The 26,341-nt window shown below is 67.0% G+C and carries 23 protein-coding genes and 1 tRNA gene; 13 read left to right on the forward strand and 11 right to left on the reverse strand.

The window, feature by feature from the left end; genetic code table 11:
• The first annotated feature begins 205 nt into the window (after nt 1-205).
• The gene (locus tag ASF32_RS17865) at nt 206-1,396 is read left to right on the forward strand and encodes a transglycosylase SLT domain-containing protein (protein ID WP_082490465.1); all 1,191 of its coding nucleotides are present in this window, start codon (nt 206-208) and stop codon (nt 1,394-1,396) included.
• A 436-nt stretch (nt 1,397-1,832) separates the two neighbouring features.
• Nucleotides 1,833-4,307, forward strand: a complete 2,475-nt coding sequence (locus tag ASF32_RS17870; protein ID WP_056431351.1) for a PBP1A family penicillin-binding protein — start codon at nt 1,833-1,835, stop codon at nt 4,305-4,307.
• 37 nt (nt 4,308-4,344) lie between these two features.
• On the opposite strand, the gene ASF32_RS17875 is transcribed toward ASF32_RS17870, so the two are convergent.
• The gene (locus ASF32_RS17875) at nt 4,345-5,814 is read right to left on the reverse strand and encodes an AMP nucleosidase (RefSeq protein ID WP_056431600.1); all 1,470 of its coding nucleotides are present in this window, start codon (nt 5,812-5,814) and stop codon (nt 4,345-4,347) included.
• A 238-nt stretch (nt 5,815-6,052) separates the two neighbouring features.
• Here ASF32_RS17875 and tsaA point away from each other — a divergent pair, with 238 nt between their 5' ends.
• Both tsaA and ASF32_RS17885 read left to right on the forward strand, forming a co-directional pair.
• Complete coding sequence (gene tsaA, locus ASF32_RS17880; protein WP_056431603.1) at nt 6,053-6,574, forward strand: tRNA (N6-threonylcarbamoyladenosine(37)-N6)-methyltransferase TrmO; 522 nt, start codon at nt 6,053-6,055, stop codon at nt 6,572-6,574.
• Nucleotides 6,571-7,266, forward strand: coding sequence for a GDSL-type esterase/lipase family protein (locus ASF32_RS17885; protein ID WP_056431354.1), 696 nt, complete (start codon nt 6,571-6,573; stop codon nt 7,264-7,266). The genes tsaA and ASF32_RS17885 overlap by 4 nt, the downstream gene beginning before the upstream one ends.
• On the opposite strand, the gene ASF32_RS17890 is transcribed toward ASF32_RS17885, so the two are convergent.
• The 3 genes from ASF32_RS17890 to ASF32_RS17900 are packed head-to-tail and all read right to left on the reverse strand — an operon-like array spanning nt 7,267 to nt 12,619.
• Nucleotides 7,267-10,365 carry an efflux RND transporter permease subunit gene (locus ASF32_RS17890; protein ID WP_056431355.1) on the reverse strand — a complete coding sequence of 1,033 codons (3,099 nt, stop codon included), beginning with the start codon at nt 10,363-10,365 and terminating at the stop codon, nt 7,267-7,269.
• Between the two features lie 38 nt (nt 10,366-10,403).
• Nucleotides 10,404-11,489, reverse strand: a complete 1,086-nt coding sequence (locus ASF32_RS17895) for an efflux RND transporter periplasmic adaptor subunit (protein ID WP_056431357.1) — start codon at nt 11,487-11,489, stop codon at nt 10,404-10,406.
• Nucleotides 11,486-12,619: an efflux RND transporter periplasmic adaptor subunit gene (locus tag ASF32_RS17900; protein ID WP_056431604.1), complete on the reverse strand. Its 1,134-nt coding sequence runs from the start codon at nt 12,617-12,619 to the stop codon at nt 11,486-11,488. The genes ASF32_RS17895 and ASF32_RS17900 overlap by 4 nt, the downstream gene beginning before the upstream one ends.
• An 88-nt stretch (nt 12,620-12,707) precedes the next feature.
• Between ASF32_RS17900 and ASF32_RS17905 the strand changes: the two genes are divergently transcribed.
• Nucleotides 12,708-13,301, forward strand: coding sequence for a TetR/AcrR family transcriptional regulator (locus ASF32_RS17905; protein ID WP_056431361.1), 594 nt, complete (start codon nt 12,708-12,710; stop codon nt 13,299-13,301).
• A gap of 6 nt (nt 13,302-13,307) precedes the next feature.
• Here the strand turns inward: ASF32_RS17905 and ASF32_RS17910 are convergent, their stop codons facing one another.
• Entirely contained in the window at nt 13,308-14,207 is a 900-nt protein-coding gene (locus ASF32_RS17910; RefSeq protein ID WP_056431364.1) for a histone deacetylase, read from the reverse strand.
• A 196-nt stretch (nt 14,208-14,403) separates the two neighbouring features.
• Here ASF32_RS17910 and ASF32_RS17915 point away from each other — a divergent pair, with 196 nt between their 5' ends.
• The 3 genes from ASF32_RS17915 to ASF32_RS17925 all read left to right on the forward strand — a co-directional run bounded on the left by ASF32_RS17915 (nt 14,404) and on the right by ASF32_RS17925 (nt 18,030).
• Complete coding sequence (locus ASF32_RS17915; protein WP_056431367.1) at nt 14,404-15,564, forward strand: ceramide glucosyltransferase; 1,161 nt, start codon at nt 14,404-14,406, stop codon at nt 15,562-15,564.
• Nucleotides 15,565-15,908: 344 nt separating this feature from the next.
• Nucleotides 15,909-17,285 carry an ethanolamine permease gene (gene eat, locus ASF32_RS17920; protein ID WP_056431370.1) on the forward strand — a complete coding sequence of 459 codons (1,377 nt, stop codon included), beginning with the start codon at nt 15,909-15,911 and terminating at the stop codon, nt 17,283-17,285.
• A 46-nt stretch (nt 17,286-17,331) separates the two neighbouring features.
• Nucleotides 17,332-18,030: a glutamine amidotransferase gene (locus tag ASF32_RS17925; protein WP_056431373.1), complete on the forward strand. Its 699-nt coding sequence runs from the start codon at nt 17,332-17,334 to the stop codon at nt 18,028-18,030.
• A gap of 43 nt (nt 18,031-18,073) precedes the next feature.
• On the opposite strand, the gene ASF32_RS17930 is transcribed toward ASF32_RS17925, so the two are convergent.
• Nucleotides 18,074-18,160 (reverse strand) — tRNA-Leu (locus tag ASF32_RS17930).
• 143 nt (nt 18,161-18,303) lie between these two features.
• On the opposite strand from ASF32_RS17930, the gene ASF32_RS17935 reads away from it, so the two are divergent.
• A complete protein-coding gene (locus tag ASF32_RS17935; RefSeq protein ID WP_056431376.1) occupies nt 18,304-18,885 on the forward strand; it encodes a YqaA family protein in 582 nt (193 codons plus the stop codon).
• Nucleotides 18,882-19,373, forward strand: coding sequence for a disulfide bond formation protein B (locus tag ASF32_RS17940; RefSeq protein WP_056431379.1), 492 nt, complete (start codon nt 18,882-18,884; stop codon nt 19,371-19,373). The genes ASF32_RS17935 and ASF32_RS17940 overlap by 4 nt, the downstream gene beginning before the upstream one ends.
• An 18-nt stretch (nt 19,374-19,391) precedes the next feature.
• Here the strand turns inward: ASF32_RS17940 and ASF32_RS17945 are convergent, their stop codons facing one another.
• From ASF32_RS17945 to ASF32_RS17960, 4 genes are all read right to left on the reverse strand, one after another.
• Nucleotides 19,392-19,877: a DUF1178 family protein gene (locus tag ASF32_RS17945; protein ID WP_056431381.1), complete on the reverse strand. Its 486-nt coding sequence runs from the start codon at nt 19,875-19,877 to the stop codon at nt 19,392-19,394.
• Nucleotides 19,878-19,902: 25 nt separating this feature from the next.
• Complete coding sequence (locus ASF32_RS17950; protein ID WP_056431384.1) at nt 19,903-20,778, reverse strand: carbon-nitrogen hydrolase family protein; 876 nt, start codon at nt 20,776-20,778, stop codon at nt 19,903-19,905.
• Nucleotides 20,775-21,047: a glutaredoxin 3 gene (gene grxC, locus ASF32_RS17955; RefSeq protein WP_056431387.1), complete on the reverse strand. Its 273-nt coding sequence runs from the start codon at nt 21,045-21,047 to the stop codon at nt 20,775-20,777. The genes ASF32_RS17950 and grxC overlap by 4 nt, the downstream gene beginning before the upstream one ends.
• 98 nt (nt 21,048-21,145) lie before the next feature.
• A complete protein-coding gene (locus ASF32_RS17960) occupies nt 21,146-21,502 on the reverse strand; it encodes a response regulator (protein WP_003603128.1) in 357 nt (118 codons plus the stop codon).
• Between the two features lie 208 nt (nt 21,503-21,710).
• Here ASF32_RS17960 and ASF32_RS17965 point away from each other — a divergent pair, with 208 nt between their 5' ends.
• Nucleotides 21,711-22,619: an N-formylglutamate amidohydrolase gene (locus ASF32_RS17965; RefSeq protein ID WP_056431390.1), complete on the forward strand. Its 909-nt coding sequence runs from the start codon at nt 21,711-21,713 to the stop codon at nt 22,617-22,619.
• Between the two features lie 330 nt (nt 22,620-22,949).
• On the opposite strand, the gene galU is transcribed toward ASF32_RS17965, so the two are convergent.
• Complete coding sequence (galU, locus tag ASF32_RS17970) at nt 22,950-23,816, reverse strand: UTP--glucose-1-phosphate uridylyltransferase GalU (RefSeq protein WP_056431393.1); 867 nt, start codon at nt 23,814-23,816, stop codon at nt 22,950-22,952.
• A 188-nt stretch (nt 23,817-24,004) separates the two neighbouring features.
• Between galU and galE the strand changes: the two genes are divergently transcribed.
• Both galE and ASF32_RS17980 read left to right on the forward strand, forming a co-directional pair.
• Nucleotides 24,005-24,997: a UDP-glucose 4-epimerase GalE gene (gene galE / locus ASF32_RS17975; RefSeq protein WP_056431395.1), complete on the forward strand. Its 993-nt coding sequence runs from the start codon at nt 24,005-24,007 to the stop codon at nt 24,995-24,997.
• Entirely contained in the window at nt 24,994-26,220 is a 1,227-nt protein-coding gene (locus tag ASF32_RS17980) for a lytic murein transglycosylase (RefSeq protein ID WP_056431397.1), read from the forward strand. The genes galE and ASF32_RS17980 overlap by 4 nt, the downstream gene beginning before the upstream one ends.
• The last annotated feature ends 121 nt before the right edge of the window (nt 26,221-26,341 follow it).

Below are 26,341 nucleotides of genomic sequence, written 5' to 3' on the forward strand. Positions count from 1 at the left end.
CAGAATGCCTTTTTGACGCGGCCACGCTGAACCGCGCCCGAACGATTACTTAAAATATCGTTAAATCATAGCCTTAACCGTTCCTTAAGCGTGCCACGCTTGAATCACGGAGCTGTCCCATTGTGGTCACAGCTCCCAGCGAGATGTCCGCTCGCTGAACTGATCGAAGCCGCGTCCTAGAACGCCGCGGCACGAACAAGGAACAATGATGGGGCTTTTCCCGGAGCCGGCGCACCGCGCCGACGACGCGTGCCGTCTCGTGCCTAACGAGACCCTGGATCGTGACGAGACGGTGGCTTGGCTGAAGCCCGGCTCCCTTCATGGCAGGAAGAAGGCAAGCACCACGGTATCGGCCAAACTCACCATCGCGAAGATCGCGATCGGCCTGCTGCTCGGCTCGGGACTGCCGCAGAGCGCACTGGCGCCGGCAGCGACCGCCCATGACCGCATCGACATCCGCGCCTACGTCGCCAACGATTTCGCGGCGGCCACAATCGACAAACCCACGGATTGGGATGGGGTTCCCCTCCTCGACCAGGAACCTGCAACGGCCAGCCTGATCGAGAACGACCTCGCCTCTCTTCCCCAGAGCCGCGAGAGCGACGGCCGGGACGTGCTTCGGTTCGGCGACATGAATGTGCCGCGCGACATCGTCGAGACGATCCTGAAGGCCTCGTCCGAGACCGGGGTCGATCCGGTCTACATGATGGCGCTGGCCGACAAGGAATCGAGCTTCTCGACCACGGTGAAGGCCTCGACCTCTTCGGCCGAGGGCCTGTTCCAGTTCCTCTCCGCCACCTGGCTCGAACTGGTACGGACCTATGGCGCCCGCTACGGCTATGAGGCCGAGGCCAACGCCATCACCGGCCGCGGCAGCGCCATCACGATCCAGGACGAGGCCACCCGCACCCGCGTGCTGCGCCTTCGGCAGGACCCCTATGTGGCGGCCCTGATGGCCGGCGAGCTGATCAAGCGCGACCGTGCCCGTATCGAGCAGCGCATCGGCCGCGAACTGAAGACCTCCGAACTCTATCTCGCCCATTTCCTCGGCACGTCGAGCGCCGGCAAGTTCCTGACGCTGAGCGACGACAACCCGGACCTCGTGGCCAAGCAGGCGTTCCGCGCCGCCGCCCGCGCCAACCGCAGCCTCTTCACCGCGAAGGCCGGCAAGCACCGCCGCAGCCTGACTGTCGCCGAAGTCCGCGAGCGCCTCGGCGACATGATCGACCGCCGGCTCGACCAGTATGAAGGCGTCACCGCCCTGGTCGGCACCCAGGACGTCACCCCGGAGACGAACAGCGATCCGAGCCAGGCCTCGGCCCTCCTCGATGCGAGCCTGCGCGTTTCGGCCCCGACCGGGCGGATGCAGGTCACCGAGGCTTTACCGAGAGAATAGAGCTTCGGCCGAGATTCGTCGCTCGGGCGGCGAACCGGGCCGCTGAATCGGACTGATGCCGCTGGGGGTCCGAACGCAGGCCAGCGCGGTAGGCCATGACATTCATGAACACACCTCCGTCATTCCGGGGCCGCGCAGCGGAGCCCGGAATCCAGAGCCGCGACACGTGCTCGACATGGCAGCGTCGGCGGTTCTGGATTGCACGCCTCTGGCGCGGCCCTCCGGGTCCGGGCTCGCCTGTGGCGACCCGGAATGACGGCGAGGGACAAACCTCAGAGAGCTCTGGTGAGCACGTCTCTGCATTTTGCCCGAGTTCGGAGCCCTGGCGACGCCGCTTCCGGCATGGCGTCGAAGGTTCTTTCCGGTCTAGAACCGCCAAGCCAGCGCCGACGGTAAGCCGACGGGACCTGCGCTCCTGGATGACCACCGGCGGCCGATGACAGATCAAGAACCGGAACGGCCGAAGACCGGCGAAACGCCGGATGCCCGAACCGCCGCCCGCGAAGCCGGACAAGCGGCCCGTGTCCTGTTCAGGCATCTCGGCTTCCTTCTCGTCACGGCCTTACGCGGCCTCGCACGCGGCCTGCTTTCAGCGGCGCGCGCTGCGGGCCGAACGCTCGGCACCCTCGGTTCGAGGCTCACCGAACGCGCCGCCTCCGCGCGGACGAGCGGCACGGACACTCCGCCTGCGGCAGGGATCGCTCCGGCGGCGCAGACGCCACAATCGGGCTGGCGCGGCCGTCTGCGGGAACGGCCCTACCTCGCCGCCGGCCTCGCGGCCCTCGCCCTTCCGCTGGTCTTCGTCGCTTGCCTCGTCCTCTACAGTTTCGCGACCCTGCCGCCGCTCGGCGGCGTGGTGCCGGAAGGCGGCCAGCGCGCCCTCACGGTGGAGGCGGATGACGGACGGGTCTTCGCGACGCGCGGCGCCTTTCAGGGCCAGAAGCTGACCGCGGCCGACATGCCGGCCCATCTCGCCCAGGCCGTGGTCGCCATCGAGGACCGGCGCTTCTACTCGCATTGGGGAGTTGATCCGCGCGGGCTGGCACGGGCGCTCTGGCGCAACACCGTGAGCGGCGGGGTGCGCGAGGGCGCGTCCACCATCACGCAGCAATATGTCCGGCTCACCTCCCTCACCCAGGAGAAGACGCTGCGCCGGAAGATCCAGGAAGCGTTCCTGGCCCTGCGCGTCGAGAGCACGATGTCGAAGGAGGACATCCTCCTCGGCTATCTCAACACCGCCTATTTCGGGGCCGGCGCCTATGGGATCGACGCCGCGTCGCGGCGCTATTTCGGCAAAGGCGCGAAGGCGCTGACGCTTCCCGAGGCGGCGATGCTGGCGGGCCTCGTCCGAGCGCCGTCGCAGCTGGCGCCGACGCGCAATTTCGGCGGCGCCAAGGAGCGCGCCGACATCGTGCTGCAGACTATGGTCGAGACCGGCGCGATCACCGCCGCCGAGGCCGACAAGGCGCGCGCCGAGACGATCACCCTGCGGACCCCGCCCGAGACTCCGCCGGGCACCAATTACTTCCTCGACATGGTGTCGGCGGACGCCAAGCGTCTGTCGGACACGCCCGGCGACGTCACGCTGCGCACCACCCTGAACCTCGATTTGCAGAGCCTGGCGGAGGGCGTCGTCGCCCGCCGGCTCGATGCGGAAGGGGCGAAGAAGAAGGCGAGCCAGGGCGCCATGGTCGTCCTGAACAAGGAGGGCGCGATCCTCGCCATGGTCGGCGGGCGCGACTACGAGGACAGCCAGTTCAACCGGGCGATCCAGGCCAAGCGTCAGGCCGGCTCGCTGTTCAAGCTGTTCGTCTACCTCACCGCCTATGAGAAGGGCTTGTCGCCAGAGACGGTGCTGGTGGACCGGCCGATCCAGATCGGCGATTGGGAGCCGCAGAATGCGAGCGGCCGTTTCCGTGGGGCGGTCCCCCTCCGCACGGCCTTCGCGCAATCGATCAACACCATCGCCGCACAACTGGCCGACGAGATCGGCATGGCCTCGGTGATCGAGACCGCGCGCAAGCTCGGCGTCACCTCCGACCTTCCCAACGTCCCGAGCCTCGCCCTCGGCTCGGCCGAAGTCTCCCTGCTGGAGATGACACGAGCCTATGCCGGCGTGCTGGCCAGCGCCCAGCCCCTCGACACCTACGGCGTCCATGCCATTCGCGGCCCCGGCCCAGACCCGCTCTACCTGCGCCCCGATTCCAAACCGACGACGCCCCTGCCGGGCGAGAGCCGCGCGATGATGCTGGATTCGCTCCAGGCCGTGGTGGATAGCGGAACCGGACGGGCCGCGCGGATCACCAACCTCGCGGTGGGCGGCAAGACCGGGACGACGCAGGATTACCGCGATGCCTGGTTCGTCGGGGTGACGCCGGACCTCGTCGTCGGCGTCTGGGTCGGCAACGACGACAATACCTCGATGAACAAGGTCGGCGGCGGCGACCTGCCGGCGGCGATCTTCAAGGATTTCACCCAGCGCGCCACCGTCCAGATGGCGTCGCGGCGCAAGCGCCCCTCCACCGCCCGCGCCGAGCCGGCCCCCGCCGCCAAGGAGACCAGTGCCGCCGGAGCGTTGCGCGGCGTGCCGGAGGTGATCGATACCGGAACCCTGTCGTTCCGTGGCCGGACGGTGCGCCTCCTCGGCGTCGATGGCGAACGCGGTGCCCTGGCACGCCAGCTCGCCCGCTATCTGCGCCGGCGCGAAGTCGTCTGCGAGCCGGCGGCCAACGGTGCCGTCGACGAGGCCCAGCCTACGGGCCTGCGCTGCCAGATCGACGGCGACGACCTCGCATCGTTGATCCTCACGGCCGGCGGCGCGCGCGCCTCAGAGGATGCCCCATCGGACCTTTTGGCCGCCGAAGAGCAGGCTCGCTCCGAGCGCGCCGGCCTGTGGCGGCGCGAGCGCTGATACCTGCGATCCGCCGGCTTTTCCCGTCTATGACCGGTCAGCGGAACGGCGGCTCGTCGAAGCTGCGCAGCTTGCGCGAATGCAGGCCGTTCCGGTCGGCGCGGAGGATATCGAGGGCGGACAGGCCGATGAGCAGGTGCTCGGCCACCGCCCGTTCGTAGAAGGCGTTCGCCGCGCCCGGCAGCTTGATCTCGCCATGGAGCGGCTTGTCGGAGACGCAGAGGAGCGTGCCGTAGGGAACCCGGAGGCGGTAGCCCTGCGCCGCGATGGTGCCGCTCTCCATGTCGACGCCGATGGCGCGGGACAGGTTGATCCGCCGCCGCTCCTGGCTGAAGCGGAGCTCCCAATTGCGGTCGTCATAGGTCACCACCGTGCCCGTGCGCAGGCGGCGCTTCAGGTTCTCGCTGGTCTCGCCGGTGACGTTGGCGGCGGCGGCCTGGAGCGCCAGCTGGACTTCGGCCAAAGCCGGCACCGGCACGTCCGGTGGAACCAGCTCGTCCAGGATGCGGTCGCGGCGCAGATAGCCATGGGCGAGGACGTAGTCGCCGATGGTCTGCGACTGCCGCAACCCGCCGCAATGGCCGACCATGAGCCAGCAATGCGGACGCAGGACCGCGAGATGGTCGGTGATCGTCTTGGCGTTGGAGGGGCCGACGCCGATGTTGACCAGCGTCGTGCCCTGCATCGACCCGTCGGGGCCACGCGCCACGAGGTGGTAGGCCGGCATCTGGAACTTGTGCCAGGGCGAAGCGGCGATGAGGGCCGCCGGATCGATGCTCGCCGCCTCCGCCCGCGAGACGGTGATGCCGCCCGGCAGGATCATGCGCTCGTAGCCATCCTTTCCGCTGGCGAGCTGCTCCAATCCGTGCCGGATGAAGCCGTCGACGTAGCGATGGTAGTTCGTCAGCAGGATCCACGGCTGGACGTCGCGCCAGTCGCAGCCGGTGTAATGGACGAGACGGCGCAGGGAGTAATCGACCCGGATCGCGTCGAACAGCGCCAGGGGCTTCGGCTCTTCGACCGGCGCCACCCAGAGGCCGTCGGCGATCTCGTCTCCCACCACCGAGAGCAGCGGGACGGGGAAGTAGGTGGCCAGATCGCGCGGCGTGATCCCGCTGCCCGAGAGGTTGGCGCCGGGCTCCAGCACGTAGGGATAGGGAATCTCCTGGGCGCTCAGGCCGACTTCCAATGTAGCGCCGTAATCCCGCACCAGGGGCGTCAGCTGCTCCAGCAGATACGGCCGGAAATGCGCCGGCTGCGTCACCGTGGTGGCGTAGGTGCCGGGAGACTGGAACTTCGCCGTCGCGCGGGAAAAACGTGGGATCGGCCCGGACGGGTGATAGGTGATCCGTAGTTCGGGATAGCGGAACTGAAGCCGCTCGGCATGGTCCGGCGCGGCGCCCCCGTCGAGATAGCGGGTCAGGGCGGTCTGGAGCGACTGGATCGCACCCGCGTACAAGGCGGCGAGGCGGTCGACGGCGGTCTCGGCATCGCCCACGGATTCCATCGGGCGCCATTCGCTGGTGGTCACGCTCTCTCCTCGAAAGGCTTCGGCCCGTAGGTGGTTGGGCAGATTGAATTGCCGACGGAAACCTATACCCCGCCGGCCGTGGATGGAACGATGCGGCCCGCATGGCGGCGCGTTGTCGACCGGCTTGCGCACGGGGGCGAGTTGTCCGACATGCTCGCTTCGAACGGCTCGCGCGGTCCCGCCGGGTAACGCCTCTCCAAACCCGATGCGCAAGATGAGCGACCCAATCGACCGGCGGCCCGGCGAAGAGACCGTCACGCTGCCCGCCTCCCACGATGCCGGGCTCTACTTCATCGGCCGTGTCCGGACCCCATGGGCGACCCGCGCCGAATGCCCGAAGAACGGGCTTCAGACCGACGCCATCTGCACCCTGGAGGTGGATGCCGCCTTCGCTCCCGGTTTGCAGAACGTGGAGGGGGCGAGCCACCTCATCGTGCTCTACTGGATGGACCGGGCGGCCCGGGACATCGTGCGCCAGATGCCGCGCCATGCGGAGGGCAGCCGGGGCACGTTCTCCCTGCGCTCCCCGGCGCGGCCCAACCCCATCGCGCTGTCTGTGGTGGAACTCCTCGGCATCGAAGGGACGACCCTGAGAGTCAGAGGGCTCGACTGCCTCGACGGCACGCCGCTCCTCGACATCAAGCCCTATTACGCCAGCACCGATTCGCGGCCGGATGCGACCATCGACCGAGCCGGCACGGCAAAAATCGTGGACGGATCGGGAGCGGCCCGGTGAGGGCTCTGCGCCTGGGCCTTGCCGGGTTGGCGATCCTCGGCGTCGGCTTCGCCATCGGATGGATCGAGAAGCCCCTGCGCCTCAACACCCGGCTCTACGCCACGGACCGGTTGCCTTCGATCCAGGCCCATCTCGACGATGCACCGGACGGCTACATCCTCCTCGCCGGCGATTCGCAGGCCGAGTTGCAGAACCCGGCGCAGCGGGTCTGCGGCGCGGAGATCGTCAATGCCGGTGTGAGCGGCGCCTCGGCCTCCGTCTATGCCGATCTCGTGGCCAACCTGTCCGTGAAGACCCGCCCCCGCGCGGTGGTGGCCTTCATCGGAACCAACGATCTTCTGCGGAAGAAGGAGCCGCTGTCCGACAGAACGGCCCAGATCTTCGACGAATCGGTGGAGCGGATCGTGAAACGGCTGCAGGCCGAAAGCGACCGCGTCGTGGTCGCCGCCATTCCGCCCATCTCGCGTTCGGTGGCGAAGCGCCTCGAACCGGCGGCGGTAGCGGCCTATTCCGCCCGGATCAGGGTCCTGTGCGAACGCCTGTCCTGCGGTTATGCGGATCCTTTCGCGGAGCTCCGCGACGGCGATACCGGGTTCGCCCTGCCCGGCACCTTGCGCGACGATCTGCACATCGCGGATTACCGCCGCGTGATGCGGGCCTTGGAGCCCGCTCTCTGCGCGGCGAGGCCCTGATCAGGCCCCGGCGTGATGGGGCGCCGCCGGCGCCGTCGATGCACCGCCTTCCGGCCTGTCTCCCTTGGGTGCCTTGATGCGGTACCAGCCGACATAGAGGGCGGGCAGGAAGAACAGCGTCAGGAAGGTGGCGGCGATGATGCCGCCGATCATGGCATAGGCCATCGGCCCCCAGAACACTTCACGGGCGATGGGGATGAGGGCGAGGCTCGCCGCCCCGGCCGTGAGCAGGATCGGCCGCATCCGGTGGCAGGTCGCCTCCACCACCGCATCCCACGGGGCGTAGCCCTCGCGGTCGTACTCGTCGATCTGCATCACCAAAATCACCGAGTTGCGGATGATGATGCCGATGAGGGCGAGCACGCCGAGGATGGCGACGAAGCCCAATGGCTTGCCGAAGGGCAGCAGGATCGCCACCACGCCGATCAGGCCGAGCGGCGCCACGCTCGCCACCAGGAACAGCTTCTGGAAGCTCTGAAGCTGGATCATCAGGAACATCGCCATGGCGAGCAGCATCACCGGCGCCACCGCCGCGATGGGTCCGCTGCCCTTGGCGCTCTCCTCGACCGCACCGCCGACCGCGAGGGTGTAGCCGTCCGGCAGGGTCTTCTCGAAGGCCTTGATGGCCGGATCGAGGGCGTTGACGATGGTCGGGGCCTGGGTGTCGTTCACGATGGCCGCCCGGACCGTGATGGTGGGCAGGCGGTCGCGGCGCCAGACGATGGGCTGTTCGAGTTCGTAGCTCACCGTGGCGAAGGCCAGCAGCGGCACGACGCTGCCGTTCGATAGCGGCACCTGCAGGCTCTGGAGCGTCTCGACGGAGTTGCGCTCCACCGCCTGGGCGCGGCCGATGACGTCCACGAGGTAGATCGAATCGCGGACCTGCGTGATCGCCCGGCCGCCGACGATGCCGTTGAGCAGGCCGGCGATATCCTCCGAAGTGACCCCGAGCTGGCGCGCCTTGTCCTGGATGATCTCGACCTTGAGCACCTTGCCGGGCTCGTTCCAGTCGAGGTTGGGCAGGCCGACATTCGGGTTCGAGGCGACGATGTTGCTGAGCTGGAGCGCGAGGCCCCGCACCTTCTGGAGATCGGGTCCGCTCAGCCGGTACTGGATCGGGCGTCCCACCGGCGGGCCGAGATCGAGAGAGTGGACGAACACGTCGGTACCGACGAATTCCTTGGCCGCCAGCGCCTCGAATTTCTGGATCATCTTGTCCCGCGCCTCGAGCGAGGAGGTCACCACGATGATCTGGCCGAAGAACGCGTTGCCGAGCTGCTGGTCGAGGGGAAGATAGAAGCGCACCGCGCCCTGCCCGACATAGGAACTCCAGCGCAGGATGTCGGGATCGCCCTTCATCGTCGCCTCGAACCGGTCCATCTGGGCCTTGGTCTCGGCGATGCTGGCATTCTGCGGCAACGTCATGTCCACGAGGATCTCGGGACGGTCGGAGGCCGGGAAGAATTGCTGCTGCACGAACTGGATGCCGTAGAGCGACAGGCCGAGCAGGCCGACGCAGAAGGCCACGGTGATCCAGCGGAAGCGCATGGCCGGAAGCAGCATCGCCCGGAAGGTACGGAGCAGGAAGCTCGGTTTGTCGTGATGCTTCTTGATGGTCTTCGGCAGCAGCTTCACGCCGATGAGCGGCGCGAACAGCACCGCCACGACCCAGGAAATCAGGAGCGAGGCCGCGATGACCACGAACAAGCTATAGGTGTACTCGCCCGCCGCCGAGCCGTTGAAGCCGATGGGCAGGAAGCCCGCCACCGTGACGAGGGTGCCGGTGAGCATCGGGAAGGCGGTGGAGGTGTAGGCGAAGGTCGCCGCCTTCTTCAGGGTGTCGCCGACCTCGAGCCGCGCGACCATCATCTCAACCGTGATCATGGCGTCGTCGACGAGGAGGCCCAGCGAGATGATGAGGGCGCCGAGCGAAATGCGCTGAAGCGTGACGCCCATGACCTGCATCACCACGAAGACCACGGCGAGGACGAGGGGGATGGAGAACGAGACCACGAGCCCTGCGCGCCATCCGAGGCTGATGAAGCTGACGCCGAGGACGATGACGACGGCCTCGATCAGCGCCTTGGTGAAGCCGCCCACAGCCTCTTCGACGATCTTCGGCTGGTCGGAGACGAGGTGGATGCCGACGCCGTAAGGTAGCTCGCCTTCGAGCTTCTTCATCCGCGCCTTCAGGTCGTGGCCGAAGGTCAGCAGGTTGCCGGAGGGCTGCATGGCGATGGCGAGGCCGATCGCAGGCTGGCCGTTGAACCGGAACAGGGCGGTCGGCGGATCGGTGAAGCCGCGCGAGATTTCCGCAACGTCGGACAGGCGGAAGAAGCGGTCGTTCACCCGGAGGTTGATGGTCCTGAGGCTATCCTCGGAAACGAACTGGCCGCCGACGCGCACGGAGACGCGCTCGGGCCCGGCCTGGATCACGCCGGAGGGGGCAATGGCGTTCTGCGCCTGCAGCGTCGCGATGACGGCGGCCTGGTCGACGCCGAGGCCGGCGAGCTTACGGGTGGAGAAGTCGAGGTAGATCGCCTCGTCCTGCGCGCCGAGCAGCTGCATCTTGCCGGCATTGTTGACCTTCTTCAGGTCGGCGCGCACCCGCTCCACATAGTCGCGAAGCTGGCGCATGGAGACGCCGTCGGCGGTGAACGCATAGACGTTGCCGAAGACGTCGCCGAACTCGTCGTTGAAGAACGGCCCCTGGATCCCCTGTGGGAAGGTGCTGCCGATATCGCCGATGCGCTTGCGGACCTGGTAGAAAATGCCCGGGATGGTCTTGGGCGGCGTCGTCTCGCGCAGCTGCACGAAGACCGTGGTCTGGCCCGGCGTGGTGTAGCTGCGGCTGAAATCGACGGCATCGATCTGCTGCAATTCCTTCTCGATCCGTTCGGTGACCTGATCGAGTGTGTCGCTGATCGTGGCGCCGGGCCAGCGCGCCTGCACGATCATCGTCTTGATGGCGAAGGGCGGGTCTTCCTCGCGGCCGAGCTTCTCGTAGGCGAGGAAGCCCGCCAGCATCGAGATGAGCATCAGGAACCAGACGAAGGAGCGATGCTCGAGCGCCCATTCGGACAGGTTGAAGTTCTTCACGGGGCGGCTCTCGCGTGACGCTGGTCGGATCGGCGCGGCTATTGAGATGTGTCGGCGAGGCGGACGCGCTGGCCTTCACCGAGACTGCGGGCACCGGCGAGCACGACGCGCTCCCCGGGCTTCAGCCCCTCGGTGATGGAGACACGCTCGCCGTTCCTGTCCGCGACGGTGACGTCGCGGCGGGACACGGCATCCCCGGCCTCGTTGACGATCCAGACCGCGCTTCGCCCGTCGGCCTCGAAGACGGCGGTCGCCGGCAACTGGAAACGCGGCGCCATGTGGCGTGACAGTCCGACCGTGATGGTGGAGCCGAGGCGGAACGCGTCCGGTGGCTTGAGCAGGGTCATCCTGATGCGGCGGGTGCGGGTCTTCTGGTCGGCGAAGGGCGAGACCTCGCGGACTTTGCCCGTGGCCGTCACGTCGGGCGCGCTCTGGAGCGCCACGGTGAAGACCGCATCCTTCGGCATGGCTCCGACCAGATCCTCGGGGATGTCGACCACGGCCTCGCGTTCTTCGGGACGCGCCAGGGTCGCCACCGCCTGTCCCGCGGAGAGCACCTGTCCCACCTCTGCGCTACGGACGGTGACGACGCCGTCGAAATCCGCATGCAGCTCGGTATAGCCCATCTGGTCGCGGGCTTTCTGCAGGTTCGCCTGGGCCTGGGCGAGACGGGCCTGTGCCGTGTCCCGGCTCGCCACGGCGCTGTCGAGCCGGGCCTGGGTGACGTTGCCGTTGGCGATGAGCCGCCTCTGCCGCGCCTCGGTGGCGATGGCGTTCTCCGCCTGCGCCGTGGCATCGGCGAGTTCCGCCTCCGCCCGCGTCAGGGCGAAGCGCGTGACGACGGGATCGAGGGCGGCGATGCGCTGGCCCTTCTTCACCACATCCCCCACGGTCACGTCGCGGGCGATGACCCGGCCCGCGATCTGGAATCCGATCTCGGACTGGTAGCGGGGGGCCACGAAGCCCGCGAACGGCCCGAATACGATGGTGTCGATGGGCTTGGCCACGGTGTAAAGGACGGGCCGCACCGGAGGCGGGCCAGCATTCTCCTCCTCACCATGGCAGGCGCCGAGGGTGGATACGGCCGCTGCGATCAGCGCCAGGCGTAAGCCGGAATGGATCATCGGCCGATCTCCTCGGCAACAGAGACGGTCTGGCCCGGGCGGAGGAATTGAATACCGGCGATGACCACCTCCTCGCCCGGCTCGACACCGCCGGACAGGGCGATGGTGTTGGGCGAGTAGCGGTCGATGGTCACGTTGCGCGGCGCGACCTTGCCGCTGGCCGGATCGCGGACCCACACGGCCGGTGCGTTCTCCCAGCGGTAGAGCGAGGACCAGGGCAGGACGATGGCCGTCTGCGGCCGGAACTTGCCGGTGCCGACGACGATGGCCCCAAGGGTCATGGCAGCGGGCGTGTCCTTCAGCCCGACCTTGACCCTGACGGTGCCGGAGGCGGCATCGACACTCGGGGAAATTTCCCGCACCGTGCCGACGGTCCGCACCTTCGGGTCCGCCTGGAGGGTGACGTCGATCGGCTTGCTCTCGGGCGGGGTCGCGAGAACCGCCTCGAACACGTTGAACACCGCGTCGCGCGGCCCGTCCTCCGCCATGGTGAGAACGGTCTGGCCCGCCTGGACCACTTGCCCCACCTCGAAGCTGCGGCTCAGGACGATGCCGTCCACGCCCGATTTCAGATCGGTGTAGGAGAACTGTTCCTGGGCCGTGCCCAGTGCCGCCTTGGCGGACTCGACCGAGGCCTGGGTCGTGCGGAGTTGCTGCTCGGCATCGTCATAGCTCGGGCGCGTGGTGTAACCGCTGGAGAGCAGCATCTCCTGGCGCTTGAAATTGACCTTTGCCTGGGTCAGCAGCGCCTCGGCGGAGGTCAGCGCGGCCTGCGCGTTGTTGAGGTTGGCGCGCTGCTCCTGCGGATCGAGCTTGGCCAGGACCTGATCGGCGGTGACGTGATCGCCGACCTCCACCAGTCGCGTGGCGATCTTGCCGTTGTTGCGGAACGCCACGTTGACCTGCGACTGGGCCTGGATGTCGCCCGTGAAGACGAGATCGGCCGAGATGGTGCTGCGCTCGGCCTTCGCCGTCCGGACGATGGCGAGGCTCTGCTTGGCCGCGCCGGCAGCGGAGACGTCCTCTGCCTCCTTGGCAGAAGCCGGAAGCGAGGCCGAGACCGCAAGGCCGAGGAGGGTGACCGCCCCCGCGCCACGGATTCGTCGAATGGACTTGGTCAGACCAGACACCACGACCCCATTCCGGATAAGCTCTATCGAACCGCTTCTCTATCGGGTATCTTACCGACCGTCCAGACGGTTTCTAAAAGGCAATGACATGGCAAAGCCGCGCACACGGCGCGAGGACCGGGCGAGCATCATCCTCGATGCGGCCGAGAGCCTGATCCGTCGTGCGGGTACGCGCACCTTGACGATCGACGCGGTCGCGGCGGAGGCGGGCCTGAGCAAGGGCGGGGTCCTCCACCACTTCTCCTCGAAGGAAGCGCTCATCACGGCCATGGCCGAGCGCAAGCTGAAGGAGGTCAAGGAGGGCATTGCCCGGCTCGAAGCGGAGCAGGTTCCGGGTCCCTCGGCCCTCCCCCTCGCGCTGATCGCCCATGCGAGGCAGGTCTACGCTGAGGAAGAGGGCTTCCCGCGGGCCTTCCTGCTGGCCTCCGCAGAGAATCCAGAGGCATTCGCTGGCTTCAACGCGTTCCTCCGCGAACGGCTCGCCGGCCTCGAGAAGATCGAGACCTGTCCGGGGATCGGCGCAGCCTTGGTGTTCTCGACATTGGGGTTGCTGATCACCCGGACGCTGGGCTTCCACTCCATGGAGGGCGCGCAGCTCGAGCGGCTCTTCGACGGCCTCGAAAAGGTGGCGCGCTGCGTGACCGAGGGCGAGATCCCGCCGGATGCGTGCGGGACGCCCTGAGCGGCTTCACGCGAGGGCGGCCATGGCCTGGAAGACGAGGGCGTGGCGGGCGGCCAAGGCGTCGATATCGGTGGCATAGCCGCCGCCGATCACAGCCACGAGGGGAATGCGACGTCTGCGCGCCTCTCCGATGACGTAGCGATCCCGTGCGGCGAGGCCCGCATCGGTGAGGGCCAATCGCCCGAGCCGGTCGTCCATGTGCGGATCGACCCCGGCATTGTAGAACACGATGTCCGGCGAGAGGCCGTCGAGCAGGCCCGGCAGATGCGCCGCCAGAACGGCCGCGTAGGCCGCGTCGTCGACGCCATCGACCAAGCCCAGATCGAGGTCGCCGGGGATCTTGCGCGTCGGGTAGTTCTTCTCCGCATGGACCGAGAACGTGAACAGGTCCGGCGAGCTAGCGAGGCAATCGGCGGTGCCGTCACCCTGATGCACGTCGCAATCGACCACCAGCGCCCGGCGGATCGCGCCCTCGTCCTGAAGCGCCAGGGCGGCGACGGCGACGTCGTTGAACACGCAGAAACCCGCGCCGGTCTCCCGCCGCGCATGGTGGCTTCCGCCGGCGGCGCTGCCTGCGAGGCCATGCTCCAGCGCGAGCCGCGCCGCCGCGAGGGTGCCGCCGGCCGAGGCACACGAGCGGGCCACGACGCTATCATCCACCGGAAGGCCGATCTCGCGCTCGATTTCCCGCGAGACCGAGCAGGACAGGACGGCATCGACGTAATCCGATCGATGCGCGCGCTTCAGCATGTCCGCGTCGGCCGGCTCCGGTCTGACGAAACCGGCGGGGGCGAGGCCGAGCGCCGCGAGCGTTTCGGCGAGACGGCCATATTTCCGCATCGGAAAGCGATGCCCCTCCGGCAGGACGGCCTGATAGGCAGGGTGGACGACGATGGGCGGGGTCATGCCGGATCGAACCGGCCGGGCCGAACGGCAGTTCCGCGAATGGCCACGGGTCTCGTCTCGCTCACGCCCTGGCCTTCCCTCTGAGGGGCGGCAGATCGGGGCCGCGCCGCTGTCATACGACTGAAATAGCCCGTCTGTTACGGCCTTGGGCAGGGGCTGGTTCCGTCAGGTGGCGGAGGCCCGGAGGGAGCGCGGCATGTTCGGCAGTATCGAGACCGGCGCGATCGTCGCGCTCTCGCTCTGTGCCGCACTGACCTCGGTCAATCTCCTCAGCATCGCCATCGCCGCATGGCGCATTGGCCGGAATCGCGGGACCCCGAGCTTTCCCAGCGCCGCGCCCATTTCCCTCGTTCGCCCGGTCTGCGGCCTCGAAGCGTTCAGCGAGGAGATGCTCGAGCGCGGCTTCCATCTCGACCACCCGGATTACGAGCTGATCTTCTGCGTCGCCGACGGCCGGGATCCCATCGTCCCGCTCCTGCACCGCCTGATGGCGGCCCATCCCACGGTGCCGGCGCGGCTCATCGTCGGCGACGAGCGGATCAGCGACAATCCCAAACTCAACAATTGCGTGCGGGGCTGGGAGGCGGCCCGGCACGAATGGGTGGTGCTGGCCGATTCCAACGTTCTGATGCCGCCGGACTACCTGCAGCGGCTGCGGGCCTCGTGGCGGCCCGATACGGGTCTCGTCTGCTCCACGCCCATCGGCGCACGGCCGCACGGTTTCTTCGCCGAACTGGAATGCGCCTTCCTCAATACGCTCCAGGCGCGCTGGCAATATACCGGCGAAAGCCTCGGCCTCGGCTTCGCGCAGGGTAAGAGCATGCTCTGGCACAAGCCCTTCCTGGACGGGCATGGCGGAATACGTGCGCTCGCCGCCGAGATCGCCGAGGATGCGGCGGCGACGAAGCTCGTTCGCGCGGCCGGCAAGCGGGTCCACCTCGTGGCCTCGCCCTTCGACCAGCCCCTGGGCACCCGCGCGTTTCGCGAGGTCTGGTCGCGACAGGTCCGCTGGGCGCGTCTGCGCCGGGTCACCTTCCCGCACTTCTTCGCGCCCGAGATCGGCTCCGGCACGGTGCTGCCCTTCGCGGTCGCGGCCCTGTGCGTTCCCAGCGTTCCAGTTCTGGCCGGCGTCATCGTCATGGCGATGCTCTGGTACGGGGCCGAATACGCGCTCGCGGCCCGCTCCGGGTGGCACCGCTCGCCCCGGCTCTTTCTCGCCTTCCTGCTTCGCGACGCCATCCTCCCCATCATGTGGGTGAGCGCCTGGATGCAGAGCGCCATCGTCTGGCGCGGCAACGCCATGGACATCCGCCCCAAGGAGACGCCGCGCCTGCGCACCCGCGCCACCGCGGCCTGACTGTCGATACGCCAAGCTACGAACCCGGCTTTAAGGCACAGACTTATTCGATACGGCCTCCGGGGTTTTGTCCCCTCACCGTCATTCCGGGTCCGCGGAGCGAAGCCCGGAATCCAGAGCCTCAACCCGTGCTCGACATGGCAGCCTCGGTGGTTCTGGATTCCGGGCTCGCCGTCGGCGACCCGGAATGACGGAGGTGTGCCGACGAATGTCACACCATCGCGCTTTCACCGGAGTTCTGAGCCCTGACCGGGTACGGGCGTCGCACGCCCTCTTTCTCGTACGGCAAAACTCTTGCTTGGCCATTCCCCGACGGCAGCCTTCGCCGATGACGGGAACCCACCATGCAAAGCGAATCCACCGGCCTGCATAAGGGCCTGAACGCGTTCCATCTCTGGGGCATCGCCGTCGGCCTCGTGATCTCGGGCGAGTATTTCGGCTGGAGCTATGGCTGGGCCAGCGCCGGCACGCTCGGCTTCCTGGTGACCACGACCTTCATCGCGGCGATGTACGTCGCCTTCATCTTCAGCTTCACCGAACTCACGACGGCCATTCCGCAGGCGGGAGGCCCCTTCGCCTATAGCCGGCGCGCCTTCGGGCCGATCGGCGGCTGCATCGCGGGCTATGCGACGTTGATCGAATTCGTCTTCGCGCCACCTGCCATTGCGCTGGCCATCGGCGCCTATCTCAACGTCCAGTTTCCGGGCCTCGACCCGAAACACGCGGCGCTCGGCGCCTACCTGATCTTCATGACGCTCAACATCGTCGGGGTGCAGATCGCCGCCACGTTCGAGCTGTTCGTGACCATCCTGGCGGTGGGTGAGTTGCTGGTGTTCATGGGCGTCGTCGCCCCCGCCTTCAGCTTCACCAATTTCGCCGCCCATGGCTGGGCCGGTGAATCCACATTCAGCCTCGCCGCGATCGGCGGCATGTTCGCGGCCATTCCCTTCGCCATCTGGTTCTTCCTCGCCATCGAGGGCGTCGCCATGGCGGCGGAAGAGGCCAAGGATCCCAAGCGCACGATCCCCATCGCCTACATCACCGGCGTGCTGACGCTCACCGTCCTCGCCTTCGGCGTGATGATTTTCGCCGGTGGCTCGGGCGACTGGCGCACCCTGAGCAACCTCAACGACCCGCTGCCCCAGGCGATGAAGACGGTGGTGGGCGAGTCGAGCGGCTGGCTGCACATGCTGGTCTGGCTCGGCCTGTTCGGCCTCGTGGCGTCGTTCCACGGCATCATCATGGGCTATTCGCGCCAGATCTTCGCCCTCGGCCGCGCCGGCTACCTGCCCGGTTTCCTCGCCAAGGTGCACCCCCGCTTCCAGACCCCGCATGTGGCGACCGTGGCCGGCGGCCTCGTCGGCATCGCCGCCATCTACAGCGACAACCTCATCGAGATCGCGGGCCAGTCCCTCACCGCGAGCATCGTGACCATGGCGGTGTTCGGCGCGCTGGTGATGTACGGCATGAGCATGGCGGCCCTGTTCAAGCTGCGCCGCAGCGAGCCCGACCTCGCACGTCCCTACCGGGCACCGTTCTTCCCCATCGCCCCCGCCTTCGCCCTGGCCATGGCCGGCATCTGCTTCATCGCTCTGGTCGCCTTCAACCCGGTGATCTTCGCGATCTTCCTGGCCGTGATGGTGGTCGCGGTCGCCGCCTCGCATTTCCTGGCAAAACCGGTGGCAGCCGCTCCCGCCGCGACGCTCGATCCGGCTATCTGAGGGGCTGAGGCTCGCATCACGCGCGGGGCTTGGCCATAAGGCAGCGATGAAAATTGGAATCATCGAGGCGGGCGCACCGCCCGCCCGCCTGGCCGAGTCCTACCCGTCCTATGGCCGCATGGTCGAGACACTCCTCGGCGACCCCGCTGATGTCACGATCTTTCCGGTGGCGGAGGGACAGTTTCCCACCGCCCCCGAGGCGTTCGACGCGTTCGTGGTGACGGGATCGGCGGCGGGCGTCTATGACGACCTGCCCTGGATCGCGCCGCTGAAGAGCTTCCTGCGCGACGTCGACGGGCGCGCCAAGCTCGTCGGGCTCTGCTTCGGTCACCAGATCCTCGCGGCGGCGTTCGGCGGCACGGTGGAGAAATCGGCGAAGGGATGGGGCATCGGCCTCCACACCTATGACCTGTTCGAACGGGCGGACTGGATGGACGACGCGCGCCGCGTCTCGGTGCCGGCGATCCATCAGGATCAGGTGATCGTCCCCCCTTCGGGCGCGCGCGTTCTCGGCGGCAACGTCTTCACACCCTACGGCATCCTGTCCTACCCGCAACGCCGGGCGATCTCGTTCCAGGTCCATCCGGAATTCGAAACCGATTACGCCACGGCTCTGATTGCCGGGCACCGGCCGACTGAGCCCCACGACGAAACGTTTCAAGCCGCGGCCATCGCATCGCTGCGCGGCGAGAGCGATGCTCCCCGCGTTGGCGGCTGGATCCGCCGCTTCCTGCAATCGAGGTAGGGGGTGCCCAGGGCTGGCTCACAGCCTGCGTTGCCGGGACGATTGGTGCGGGCGGTCGGAATCGAACCGACACTCTGTCACCAGAACCGGATTTTGAGTCCGGCGCGTCTACCAGTTCCACCACGCCCGCAACATCCGCCTCATGGCACAGGATCGCGCCGACGGCCAGAGGGGTTTTGCAGCGAGACCGCGCCGCGGTGGTTCCCGCTCGCAAGTCCGGCCGGGTTGTGCTCAAAGGGCCTCGCGCCCTCCCCTATCGGATAGAAGCTCTTCATGATCCGCCGCCTTTACGAGTGGATACTCGCGCTCGCGGGCAAGCCGTCGGCCCCCTACGCGCTCGGTGCGGTAGCGTTCTCGGAGAGCTCGTTCTTTCCGGTCCCACCCGACGTGATGCTGGTGCCGATGGCGGTGAGCCGGCCCGACAGGGTCTGGTTCTACGCGACGATCACCACCCTGTCGTCGGTGGCCGGCGGGCTGCTCGGCTACGCCATCGGCGCGCTGCTCTACGATTCCATCGGGGTCTGGCTGTTCTCGCTCTATGGGTTGAACGAGAAGGCGGCGAGCTTTCAGGCTTCCTACGCTCAGTACGGGCATTGGGTGATCCTGCTGAAGGGCCTGACACCGATCCCGTTCAAGCTGGTGACGATCACGTCGGGCTTCGCCCATTACGACCTGTTCTGGTTCGTCCTGCTCTCGCTCATCACACGAGGCGCGCGCTTCTTTCTCCTCGCTGGGCTTCTGAAGCGCTACGGCGTATCCATTCGCGCCGTCCTCGACCGGCATCTGAACGTCGTCGCGGCCATCACGGTGGCCGTCATCATCCTCGGCTTCGTCCTGTTCAAGGTGCTGCTGTGATCGATTACACCGCCCTACTCCGCCTTCGCCGCGCCGCCCTGATAGTCCTGATCGGGTCTGTCCTGGCGATTGCCGGCGCGTTCTATTTTCAGTGGGTTCTCGGCTACGTGCCGTGCAAGCTCTGCCTGACGGAGCGCCTGCCTTATTACGCGGCCATTCCGCTGGCCCTGCTGGCCCTGTTCACCCCGGAGCGCGTGACGCGGCTGATCCTCGGGATCGCCGCCCTCGGCCTGCTCTACGGGGCAGGCCTCAGCGTCTATCACGCTGGCGCCGAATGGGCTCTCTGGGCCGGCCCGTCCGATTGCGGCGGCGGCAGCGGCGCCAATCCCAGCGATGTCGGGGATTTTCTCGATACCCTGAAAGCGACGCGGGTCGCCGATTGCTCCACCGCTGCCTGGCGCTTCCTCGGCATCTCACTGGCCGGCTGGAATGCGGCCATCGCCTTCATCCTGGCCTCCATCGCCGGAACGGCCGCCCTCAAACGCTGAATGGGCGGCGGCGAAACTTCAGTTGAGGTCGCCGGGCAAGGCAGGGAGCGGGGCGACGTCGATCCCCTCCTCCACGAGGGCACGGGCTTCGGAAGGGCTGGCGACGCCGTAGATCGGGCGGGACTCGGCCTCGCCGTAATGCATGCGCCGCGCTTCTTCGGGGAATTGCGGACCGACATTGTCGGCCGTCCGGATCACGTGCTCGCGGACCGCTCGCATCAGCGCGCGCAGCTGCCGCTCTGGCTCCGCCATCGGCAGTCGCTCGGCCGACGGTGCTGCGGCAGGATCGGTGGGCGACGCTTCTGCGAGGGCGCGGTTCGGACCAGGCACTTGAGCCACGGTCTTCGCCAGCGCCGGCGCCATCATGGCCTTGGCGACCCGGGTCGAGCCGCAAGCGAGACATTCCACGAGACCGTCCGCCGCCTGAGCGTCGTAGGAATCGCTCGAGCGAAACCAACCCTCGAAATCGTGTCCGTTATCGCAGACGAGCGTGTAGCGGATCATGGGCGGGATTGGACCGGACGCATGGTCACCCAGCCCGCCCGACGCGCTCGACCGTGAAGGGGCGCGCGTGTTTGAGGGCTGGAATCCGCCCCCTCGCCTCTGTGACGCGGGCAAGGTCGATTTCGGCAAGGATCACGCCGGGCTCGGCACCGCCGGCATCCGCCAGCACCTTGCCCCAGGGATCGACGATGATCGAGTGGCCGTAGGTCTCGCGTCCGTCCTCGTGGCGACCGCCTTGAGCGGCCGAGATCATGAACGATCCGGTCTCGATGGCGCGGGCGCGGTGGAGGACATGCCAATGCGCCTCGCCCGTCTGCTTGGTGAAACAGGCGGGCGCGCTGAGGATCGTCGCCCCGGCTTCCGCCAGAGCCCGGTACAGGGCCGGGAAACGCAGGTCGTAGCAGATCGCGATCCCGAGGGGCGCCCAGGGCGTTTCGGCGACGACCGCGCAGGCACCGCCGGTATAGGTATTGGATTCGCGCCAGCGCTCACCGTTGGGAAGGTCCACGTCATAGAGGTGGAGCTTGTCGTAGGAGGCGGTGATCGCGCCTTCCGCATCGATGAGGAAGGCGCGGTTCGCGATCTTGTCGCCGTTCCGCACGGCCAGCGAGCCGATATGGACGACGATGCCGCGCTCGCGGGCCACATCGCGCAGGGCGGCGAGGGTCACGTCCTCGTCCTGCTCGCGCACATTGGCGAACAGGCTGGCTTTATCCCGCTCCACCAGGGAGGTCATTTCCGGTGTCTGTACGTAGTCTGCCCCCTGGGACGCAGCCTCTCGCACCAGGGCGACGGCGGCATCCCGATTGGCAAGCGGATCGCGCCCGGACCGCATCTGGACACAGGCCGCGACGAAGCGAGGCTCGGTCTTGTCCTGTTCCGTCGGCGAACCGTCGCTCATGATTGCGGCGCCTCGGTCGACAGAAGCGGATCGAGCTTGCCTGACCGGTCGAGGGCGTAGAGGTCGTCGCAACCACCCACATGCGTCTCGCCGATGAAGATCTGAGGCACGCTGGTTCGGCCGCCCGCACGCTGGGTCATGGCCGCACGGGAGCCGACAGTCTTCTCGACGTCGACCTCCGTGAAGGTCACGCCTTTCTCGCGCAGCAAGGTCTTGGCGGCGGTGCAGTAAGGGCACCAGGCTGTCGTGTAGATGATCACCGGAGGCATGGTTTGCAGACGTCCCGCTTCGCTCCCCTGAGCATATAGGGGAATGGCGGACGTCTTCCTACCGTGAAGGCATCATTGCGCCGACGCGCGAATCGGTTTCAGGCCGCCAGCAGCTTCTCGACCTCGTTGACGAGGTCACGCAGGTGGAAGGGCTTCGACAGCACCTTCGCGTCCTTCGGAGCCTTCGAATCCGGGTTCAGGGCGACGGCCGCGAAGCCCGTGATGAACATCACCTTGATGTCCGGATCGAGTTCGGTGGCGCGGCGCGCCAGCTCGATCCCGTCCATTTCCGGCATCACGATATCGGTCAGGAGCAGTTCGAAGGGCTCCTCGCGCAGGCGGTTATAGGCCGAGAGGCCGTTATCGAACGACAGCACGTCATAGCCGGCATTCTGCAACGCCTTGGCCAGGAACCGGCGCATGTCGTTGTCGTCTTCGGCCAGGAGGATCTTCATCGGTCGGTGTCCCGCACCCTTGAGTCGCTGTGTTCTTTTCATAAAGCGCAGACTTGGTAAACAAGGTGTTGAGATTGGCACCCGGACCGGGTGCAGGACGGCACACCGATCGCTTCGCGACGGGGGGTGTCGCAGTGGACACGCACCGTCACACGCCGCAAAGTGTGGCCATGCGTTTCCCTTCCAGCACCTGGGCGCACACGCCGCGATGACCGAGTCTAGCCCTCGCTGGAATGCAGCGAATCCGGGAGATTTCGTACCGCCCTTCGCCATCGACGAGCCGGGCGAGCACACGCTTCCGTTCGTGTTCAACACGCCTCATTCCGGGGCGGTCTATCCGAAAGCCTTCCTCGCGGGCTCACGCCTCGACCCGTTGGCGCTCCGCCGCTCGGAAGACGCCTATGTCGACCGCCTGTTCGCGCCCGTGGTCGATCTCGGCGCGCCGCTCATGCGAGCGAACTTCCCACGGGCCTATCTCGACGTAAATCGCGAGCCCTACGAGCTCGACCCGCGCATGTTCGACGGGCGGCTTCCGCCTTTCGCCAACACGCGGTCCATGCGTGTCGCCGGCGGCCTCGGCACGGTGCCGAGGGTGGTGGCCGACGGACAGGAAATCTACCGCACGCGGCTCCCCGTGGAGGAAGCGGTCGCGCGGATCGAGGAACTCTACAAACCGTATCACCGTACCCTGCGCGGCCTCATCCAGCGCACCGCACGTGCCTTCGGCCACGCCATCCTGATCGATTGCCATTCGATGCCGTCCTCGAGCCTCCCCCGCGACGAGGATGCGAAGGCCGATTTCGTGCTGGGCGACAGGTTCGGGACGAGCTGCACGCCGATCCTCATCGCCGCGTTCGAGCATCATCTGCGCGCGCGCGGTTTCCGCACCCTGCGCAACAAGCCCTATGCGGGCGGGTTCATCACCGAACATTACGGGGAGCCGAATATCGGCCGCCACGCGCTTCAGATCGAGATCAACCGTGGGCTCTATATGAACGAGAGCAACCTCGCGGTGACGCAGGGGTTCGCGGATCTGGTCTGGACGCTACGCGAGGTGGTGAAGGCGGTGGCCGAGGAAATGGACAGCCTGACACTCCGCAGGATCGCCGCCGAATAGACCGGATGGGTTCTGCCGCGCGGGCCGCGCGAGCAGACGTCCCAAATTACAAACCGCCAAATCACAAACCGATTTCCCAAGAAAAAAGGCCGCTCCGAAGAGCGGCCCGAAGTCTAGGGAGGAAACGCCCAAGAAGGGCTACGGGACCGCGACGCCATCGCGATCCCGCAATGCACAAAGTACAGTGCGCCGCACAAAGCGCAAGAGTGTTTCGCCGTCGAAAGTCTGCACTCGGTGCATGCCATGCCCGCGTCGCACGCACCGTACGGCGCAGCTTGCAGGTCTTGGCTCGACAATCTCGGTTTGCGCGTACTCCTCCCGAGCCTTCCCTCAATGTTCCTTGAGCAGCCGGGCGATCTCGGCCTTGAGCGGCTCGGCGAGTTCCTTGCGCTGCAGCGCGTAGGCGATGTTCGCCGTGAGGAAGCCGAGCTTGGAACCGGTATCGTAGGTCCGGCCTTCGTAATGCATGCCGAAGAAGGATTGCTTCTCGGCCAGCCTGATCATCGCGTCGGTCAGCTGGATCTCACCGCCGGCCCCCTTCTCGCCCTTCTCCAGGATCGAGAAGATCTCTGGCTGCAGGATGTAGCGCCCGGAGATGATGAAGTTCGATGGCGCGGTGCCCTGTTTGGGCTTCTCGACCATGCCGTTGATCTCGAAGGTCTGCCCATAGGTCTCACCGACGCCGACGATACCGTATTGATGCGTCTCCTCCGGCTTGACCTCCTCCACGGCGATGACGTTGCCGCCATGGCGCTCATAGGCGGAAAGCATCTGCTGCATGCAGCCCTTGCTCAGCATGTCGGGCAGCAGCACGGCGAAGGGCTCGTCGCCGACGATCTCGCGGGCACACCAGACCGCATGGCCGAGGCCGAGAGGAGCCTGCTGGCGGGTGAAGCTCGTTTGCCCGGCAGCCGGAAGATCCCGCTTCAACTCCTCGTAGATCGCCTCCTTGCCGCGCTCCTGAAGCATGCGGTCGAGTTCGAAGGCGATGTCGAAATGGTCCTCGATCACGGCCTTGCCGCGGCCGGTCACGAAAATGAAATGCTCGATCCCGGCCTCGCGCGCCTCGTCGACCACATGCTGGACGACCGGCCGGTCGACCACGGTGAGCATTTCCTTCGGGACGGCCTTGGTGGCGGGCAGGAAGCGGGTACCCAACCCTGCGACAGGCAGGACGGCTTTACGAATCGGTTTCATCAAGCGGGACCCGGTCTCTTAAAATGCGGTGGGAACAACCCGGAGGCGAGGGACGATAGCACGTTGTCGTGATGGAGCGAGCAAGAACAAAACCATTTCCACGCCCGACTCAGCCTAAAGCGCCGCATGATCACACGGAGGGTTTGAGGTATATCTTCCGCGACGTGCGCGGGAATGGAAGTGGGGCCATGGCGATTCTGGTGACGGGCGGCGCGGGATATATCGGCAGCCACATGGTGCTGGCGTTGCTGGATGCCGGCCACAAGGACATCGTCGTCATCGATGATTTGTCCACCGGCTTCGACTGGGTGCTTCCCCCCGACGTGACGCTGGTGGTGGGCGACGTGGCCGATCAGGCCCTGGTGAAACGGGTCATCGCCGAACACGGAATCGATGTGCTGGCGCATTTCGCCGCCAAGATCGTGGTGCCGGATTCGGTGGCCGACCCTCTCGGCTACTATCTGGCCAACACGGTCAAGACCCGGGCGCTCATCGAGGCTGCGGTGCATGGCGGGGTGAAGCACGTCATCTTCTCCTCCACCGCCGCAATCTACGGCGAGCCCGAAATCGTCCCGGTGCCGGAGGACCTCGTGGCCGCGCCGATCAACCCCTACGGCCGCTCGAAACTCATGAGCGAGTGGATGATCGACGACGCGGCCAAGGCCCACGGCTTCAGCTACGTCATCCTGCGTTACTTCAATGTCGCGGGTGCCGATCCGCGCGGACGCAGTGGCCAATCTTCAAGCGAAGCCACCCATCTCATCAAGGTCGCCACTCAGGCGGCGCTGGGCCGGCGCAGTCATCTGAGCGTGTTCGGTACGGATTACCCCACCCGCGACGGCTCGTGCCTCCGCGATTACATCCAGGTTTCCGATCTCGCCGATGCCCATTGCGTCGCCATCGATCATCTACGTTCGGGTGGCGCGAGCAAAACGCTCAATTGCGGCTACGGGCGCGGTTACTCGGTCCTCGAGGTGATCGAGGTGGTCAAGCGCATTTCGGGCCGTGATTTCGAAGTGAGGCTGTCGCCGCGTAGGCCCGGCGACCCGGCGCAGATCGTGGCGAAGGCCGACCGGATCCGCGCTGAATTGGGCTGGCAGCCACGTTACGACGACCTCGACGGGATCGTGGCCCAGGCCCTCGCCTGGGAAGAGACCCTGGCTCGGCGCAACCGCCTATGAAGACGGCCCTCCGCACCGCCATCGCCCTCTGCGCATTTCTTGCAGCGGAGAGTAGGGCCCAGGATTCTACTCGGCCGGCACCGCCTGCCAAACCGGAGGCGGCGGCAAACGCCTCGTTTCGCAGCTTCGTCGATGCCCTGCGGCCCGATGCCGAGGCGCGCGGGGTCAGTGCTGCGACCTTCGACGCGGCGTTTCGCGGCATGTCTTCCCCCGATCCCGGCATCCTCGCCAAAACCACCGCTCAAGGAGAGTTCGGACGCCCCGTCTGGGACTACCTCGTCGGCGCGGTCTCGACCGGGCGGATCGCACGGGGTCGCTCACAAGCGGCCCGTCTGTCCACCACGCTGGCGGCGATCGAAGCCCGGACGGGCGTCCCGCGCTGGATCGTCCTCGCTTTCTGGGGAGTCGAGTCGGATTTCGGAGTGAGCGGCGGGACCGTTCCGACCATCCGTGCCCTGGCGACCCTGGCGCAGGCGCGCTTTCGCGGCACGCTGTTTCGGAACGAGCTCCTCGACGCATTGACGATTCTGCAGCGCGGCGACATCGCCCCCGAGGCGATGAAGGGATCCTGGGCCGGCGCCATGGGCCAGACCCAGTTCCTCCCATCGACCTTCCTGAAGCATGCGGTGGATTTCGATGGGGACGGTCACCGAGACATCTGGCGATCGGAGCCGGATGCCCTGGCCTCCATCGCCGGCTATCTCCAGTCTCTCGGCTGGAATCGCGACCTGTCGTGGGGCTATGCCGTGACGCTTCCAGGCGGATTCGATCTGACGACGTATCGGGCGGACCTGTCGGACTTCGCCAGACGGGGCGTCCGCAGGATCGATGGCGAGGCGCTGCCGGGATCGGGTGCGGCAAGCCTGTTCCTGCCCGGCGGCTCGGGCGGCCCGGTCTTCCTGATCACCGACAATTTCGAGGTGATCCGGGGCTACAACACCTCGGATTCCTATGCGCTCGCCGTCGGCCATCTCGCCGACCGTCTTGCCGGCGGGCCGCCACTGGCGGCACCTTGGCCGACCGGCGCGCCACGCCTCGACAAAGCGGGCCTGCAGGCCCTGCAGAAAGCCCTGACGACCCGAAACCTCTATGCCGGCGATGCGGATGGCCGCGCCGGGCCAAAGATGCGGGAGGCGGTCCGCCAATATCAGATCAAGGAAGGTCTGGTGGCCGACGGCTACGCCACGCCCAGCCTTCTGGAGCACATCACGGCGCGCCCCTGAGGCTTCGCCTCGTGAGGCGGATTTAGACGCGGGGCCGATCGTCCGATAGGATGGCACGGTCTCGTCCTTCGACGATCAGCAGGCAGGTCGCAGCGTGGCACCAAGGACAGTCAAGAACGTA

It is taken from the genome of Methylobacterium sp. Leaf91 (assembly GCF_001422815.1).
Classification (GTDB): domain Bacteria; phylum Pseudomonadota; class Alphaproteobacteria; order Rhizobiales; family Beijerinckiaceae; genus Methylobacterium.